Genomic DNA, 5,181 nt, shown 5'->3' on the forward strand with positions numbered 1-5,181 from the left:
GCTCTGGGCGCTGCCGCCGGCGACCTTCTCCGGCGGCGAGCAGCAGCGCGTCAACATCGCGCGCGGCTTCATCACCGAGCATCCGATCCTGTTGCTCGACGAGCCGACCGCTTCGCTTGACGCCCGCAATCGCGATGTCGTGGTCGAGCTCATCGCCGCCAAGAAAGCGGCGGGCGTTGCGCTCCTCGGCATCTTCCACGACCTCGACGTGCGCGACGCGGTCGCCGATCGCGTCATCGACGTCACCGCCTTCGCCGCCGGAAAGATCGCCGCATGAGCAAAAAACTCTCGGAGGCGCCGCTGATCCATCCGACGGCGCAGGTCGAAAACTCGACCCTCGGCCGCTGGACCGAGATCGCCGAGCGCAGCCGCGTCGCCGAATGCGACCTTGGCGACTATTCCTACATGATGCAGGACTGCGCCGTCTGGTGCGCCACCATCGGCAAGTTCTCCAACATCGCGGCGAGCGTGCGCATCAACGCCACGAACCATCCGACCTGGCGGCCGACGCTGCATCACTTCACCTATCGCGCGTCCGACTATTGGGACGACGCCGAGCATGAAAGCGAGTTTTTCGCGCAGCGCCGCGCCAGGCGCGTCACCATCGGCCACGACACCTGGCTCGGCCACGGCTCGACCGTCCTGCCGGGCGTCATCGTCGGCGATGGCGCGGCCGTCGGCGCCGGCGCCGTGGTGTCGAAGGATGTCGCGCCCTACACCATCGTCGGCGGCGTGCCGGCGAAACCGATCCGCGAGCGCTTCGACCGCCGCACCGCCGAGCGGTACCAGGTCTTAGCCTGGTGGGACTGGGACCATGCAACACTGCGCGCCGCGCTCGACGATTTCCGAGAGCTGTCGGCCGAGGCGTTTTTGGAGAAATACGGCGGCTGATTTCGGTGAATGGTTAACGGTGAATGGTCAATAGTGAATGGCAACGAAGCCCTTCTTTCTCACCATTCACCATTCACCATTCACCATTCACCATTCACCATTCACATCCTTGACACATGACTCGGACAAGAGCCGATCTCGCCCAGGAGATCGCCATGCTCGCCACTGTTAGACCCTCGCTCGCCGGATTTTTCGAAGGCTCCAACCCCACGCCGCCGGTCCATCTCGGCACCCGTTACGACGCGTCGGGCAACTTCCTGCCCGAACCGGGCAACACCTTTGTCTGCCATCTGGTCGAGGGCTCGCCTTCACAAGCTGCCATCATCGAGGTCCGCGAGCGCATGCTGGCCATGCCGGATGCCGATCGGCTCGCCTTCACGCCGATCTCCAGCCTGCATATGACGCTCTTCCAGGGCATCATCGAATATCGCCGCCGCCTTCCTTACTGGCCTTCGGACGTGCCGCTCGATACCAGCATCGACGGTATGACCCGCCTCTATCTCGAGCGCCTGCAAGGCTTCGAGGGCCACGGTCCCTTCAAGGTGAAGATTGTCGACGTCGTGCCGACCGGCCTCACCGTCGCCGGCGCCACCGAAGAAGACCGCCAGGTCCTGAAAGCCTGGCGCGATGCGCTGTCTGTGCCGTTCGGCTACCGTCATCCGGACCACGACACCTATGTCTTCCACATCACCTTTGCCTATCAGCTCCGCCGCCTCGATCGAGCTGAAGGCTCCTGCCTTCTGCAGCTTCAAGGACATGAAGCATTTCGAGGAATTGCTGGTGCTTGGCTAGCGGTTCTGCACGGGGATTTTGAAAAGTTGCCGTTTGTTGACGGGCACGATTTGGCTGAAGCCTTCCAACCTCGTCATTCCAGGGCGAAGCAGCCGCGAAGCGGCGTCGCGGAGACCCTGGAATCCATTCCGTGACCCTCGTCGAAGAGTGCGGCGGAGCAGAATTCTGCACCGCAGCAGCGCCCATGCGTCACGGAATGGATCCTCGGGTCTGCGCGCGTCGCTCCGCTCCTTGCTCCGCCCGTGGATGACGACTGGGGTGGACGTTTCGGCCAATCTCTTACGCATGCCGCCCGCCAACACAAACATAGCCGGCCCGGTCGAAATCCATGTGCCGGGGAATTAGCGCCCGAAGCCTGTGACTCGTAACAAAAATGACATCAATCCGACACCCCAGCTTCATCGGGCTGCGCTAGCGAAGGTTAACGGACCCTCGAAACCGCGACGTACCGGAGTTTTGCCATGTCAGCATCATCGGCCACGCTCGAAATCCGCGGCGTAACCCGACGATTTGGCAAGAACACCGCTGTCAGCGACATCAACATCTCGATCCCGCGCGGTCAGATGGTCGGTATCATCGGCCGCTCCGGCGCCGGGAAGTCCACGCTGCTGCGCATGATCAATCGTCTCATCGATCCCAGCCAGGGATCGATTTTTTTTGACGGCGCCGAGGTCTCCTCCCTGCAGGGCTCGCCGCTGCGCCGCTGGCAGCGCGACTGCGCCATGATCTTCCAGCAGTTCAACCTCGTGCCGCGCCTCGACGTCTTGACCAATGTGCTGCTCGGCCGCCTCAACCATCGCTCCACGGTTTCCAACCTGCTCGGCATGTTCACGCGCACCGAATGCGCGGAGGCGGTGGCCGCGCTCGAGCGCCTCGACATCGCACGCACCGCGCTGCAGCCGGCCGGCACGCTGTCCGGCGGCCAGCAGCAGCGTGTCGCGATCGCCCGCGCCATGATGCAGCAGCCGAAAGTGCTTCTGGCCGACGAGCCGATCGCCTCGCTCGACCCGCTCAACGCCAAGGTGGTGATGGATTCGCTGCGCGACATCAATCTGCGCGAAGGCATCACCGTCGTCACCAATCTGCACACGCTGGACACCGCCCGCGCCTATTGCGGCCGCATCATCGGCATGGCCGCCGGCAAGGTCGTCTTCGACGGCGCCCCGCAAGACCTCGACCGCGACGCCGTGAGCACCGTCTACGGCGCCGACGCCAGCGGCGCCGAGATCTCCGAGGCCATTACGTCGACCAGCGTGACCATCAGGCCGAAGATCACCGCATCCGCCGGACCGCTCGAACCCGCCTTCCCTGGCTACTGAGTCCATTGCCCCGACCCCAGTCGGTCCGGGCAAATCGTGGATTTCGGCAGAGCAACCCGGATCGCCCGCCAGCGTCAAAGGCAAGACTTGAAAAATCAGAACGCCGGCGCGCAGCCGGAACAACAGGAGAGAGAGCAAATGTTCAGGAAGATGGTTTTTGGAGCGGTTTCGCTGCTCGCCATGGCCGCAAGCGCCGCGCACGCCGCCGATATCAAGGAATTCCGCGTCGGCATCCTCGGCGGTGAAAACGAGACCGACCGTCTGCGCAACTATCAGTGCCTCGCCGACCACCTGAAGTCGGAATTCGGCTTCGAGAAGGTTTCGCTGTTCCCGGCCGCCGACTATGACGGCGTCATCCAGGGCCTGCTCGGCGGCACGCTTGATTTCGCCGAACTCGGCGCGTCCGGCTACGCCAGCGTCTATCTGAAGGACCCGAAGGCGGTCACCCCGATCCTCACCACCAAGCAGACCGACGGCTCGACCGGCTATTACTCGGTTGGCCTGGCGCTGAAGACCTCCGGCATCACCGACATCAAGTCGGCCAAGGGCAAGAAGCTCGGCTATGCCGATCCGGATTCGACCTCGGGCTACCTGATCCCGCTGACCCAGATTCCGAAGGACACCGGCGCTTCCAACGAGACCTACTTCGCCTCGACCCAGTTCAACGGCGGCCACGAGAACAACATCCTGGCCGTGCGCGACGGCAAGGTCGACGTGGCGGTGGACGACTCCTCGGGCATCGGCGACTTCAAGAACGGCTACACCTCGGGCACCTTCCACAAGGAAGTCGCCAAGGGCGCGGTCGACCCGAACGACTTCGTCGAAGTGTGGCGCTCGGGCCTGATCCCGAACGGTCCGCTGGTTGTCCGCACCGCGCTGGGCGACGACATGACCGCCAAGCTCACCGCTTTCTTCACCGCCCTGCCGGCCAAGGACAAGGCCTGCTTCGAAGGCATCGAGGGTGGCGACTTCACCGGCTACGTCCCCGTGAAGCCTGACTTCTACAACGTCATCGTCGAAGCCCGCAAAGCCGCTATCGGCGGCTAAAGGCATCAGGAAAGGGCGGCGTCGCAAAAACGCCGCCCTTTTTGCATTCACGTCATGACCCTTTCGACAACGATCCATTCCGACGCCACCCGCCAGCAGGCCGACGCCTGGCGGCGCCAGACGTCGCTGCGCCGCTTCTACACGGCGCTTGCCGTCGGCCTGCTGCTTGTCGCCATGTTCGCGACCATGTGGTTCGCCGACGAGGCCAATGCCGGCCACTTTTTCGACCGGCTGCCGCACATCCTCGATTTCTTGAGCTGGCTGGTCCCGAAGGACTGGAACGACGTTTGGCGTGCGCTGTTCGACATCGCCTCGCCCAGCGACAAGGGAACGCAGGAATTCAACTTCCCGCTCGGCCGCGTCTATGTCTGGAGCGGCTTCTACATCCCCGAATATTTCGAGCTGATGCTGACGACCGTGAACGTGGCGCTGGTCTCGACCTTCATCGGCTTCGTCTTCGCCGTACCTTTCTCCTTCATCGCCGCGCGCAACCTGACGCCGAGCCCGATCCTGCGGCTCGTCGTCAAGCGCCTCATGGAACTGCTGCGGGCCTTTCCCGAGATCGTCATTGCCGGCCTGTTCGCGGCCATCGTCTCGATCGGCCCGGTCGCGGCCATCATCGCCATCGGCCTGCATTCGATCGGCGCGCTGGGCAAGCTCTTCTACGAGATCAACGAGAACATCGACATGCGCCCGGAGGAGGGCCTGCGCGCGGTCGGCGCCAACTGGTTCGAGCGCGTGCGCTTCGCCGACCTGCCGCAGGTGCTGCCCAATTTCATGTCCTATACGCTGCTCCGGATCGAGATCAACGTGCGCATCTCGACCATCATGGGCGCGGTCGGCGGCGGCGGCATTGGCGAGGAGCTGAAGCTTGCCATCTCGCGCGGCTTCGGCGCCAAGACGCTGGCGCTGGTGCTCCTGCTCTTCGTCACCATCATCCTCGTCGACCAGTTCTCCGCCTGGCTGCGCCGCAAGCTCGTCGGCGAGCAGGCTTTCCTGATGAGCGCGTGAAATGGCCGCCATGACCGCCGACGAAATCAGCGCCATCGAAAACCGCCACCCGCAGATCTTCCAGCGGCCGGCCTACAAGCGCTTCTGGCCGCTGCTGCTGGTCGCGGGCACGGTGCTCTAT

The 5,181-nt window shown here is 63.8% G+C and carries 5 protein-coding genes and 1 pseudogene; all 6 read left to right on the plus strand.

Annotation, left to right across the window (positions count from 1 at the left end; translation table 11 throughout):
• On the plus strand, nucleotides 1-277 hold a 277-nt coding region (locus tag EOA27_RS20750; protein ID WP_127257037.1), incomplete at its 5' end, for an ATP-binding cassette domain-containing protein.
• Complete coding sequence (locus EOA27_RS20755) at nucleotides 274-891, plus strand: DapH/DapD/GlmU-related protein (RefSeq protein ID WP_126081144.1); 618 nt, start codon at nucleotides 274-276, stop codon at nucleotides 889-891. The genes EOA27_RS20750 and EOA27_RS20755, both read left to right, overlap by 4 nt.
• A 155-nt stretch (nucleotides 892-1,046) precedes the next feature.
• A pseudogene (locus tag EOA27_RS20760) lies at nucleotides 1,047-1,683 on the plus strand (DUF1868 domain-containing protein).
• 461 nt (nucleotides 1,684-2,144) lie between these two features.
• Complete coding sequence (gene phnC / locus EOA27_RS20765; protein ID WP_126081143.1) at nucleotides 2,145-3,002, plus strand: phosphonate ABC transporter ATP-binding protein; 858 nt, start codon at nucleotides 2,145-2,147, stop codon at nucleotides 3,000-3,002.
• A gap of 138 nt (nucleotides 3,003-3,140) precedes the next feature.
• Nucleotides 3,141-4,049, plus strand: coding sequence for a phosphonate ABC transporter substrate-binding protein (gene phnD, locus EOA27_RS20770; protein WP_126081142.1), 909 nt, complete (start codon nucleotides 3,141-3,143; stop codon nucleotides 4,047-4,049).
• Between the two features lie 54 nt (nucleotides 4,050-4,103).
• On the plus strand, nucleotides 4,104-5,060 hold the full coding sequence (gene phnE / locus EOA27_RS20775) for a phosphonate ABC transporter, permease protein PhnE (RefSeq protein ID WP_126081141.1): 957 nt from the start codon (nucleotides 4,104-4,106) through the stop codon (nucleotides 5,058-5,060).
• Nucleotides 5,061-5,181 lie beyond the last annotated feature (121 nt).

It is taken from the genome of Mesorhizobium sp. M2A.F.Ca.ET.037.01.1.1 (assembly GCF_003998075.1).
In the GTDB taxonomy this organism is placed as follows: Bacteria; Pseudomonadota; Alphaproteobacteria; order Rhizobiales; family Rhizobiaceae; genus Mesorhizobium.

Coding starts and splice junctions, on each gene's coding strand:
- EOA27_RS20755 (WP_126081144.1), top strand. CDS start 274: ATGAGCAAAAAACTCTCGGAGGCGCCGCTGATCCATCCGACGGCGCAG.
- phnC (WP_126081143.1), top strand. CDS start 2,145: ATGTCAGCATCATCGGCCACGCTCGAAATCCGCGGCGTAACCCGACGA.
- phnD (WP_126081142.1), top strand. CDS start 3,141: ATGTTCAGGAAGATGGTTTTTGGAGCGGTTTCGCTGCTCGCCATGGCC.
- phnE (WP_126081141.1), top strand. CDS start 4,104: ATGACCCTTTCGACAACGATCCATTCCGACGCCACCCGCCAGCAGGCC.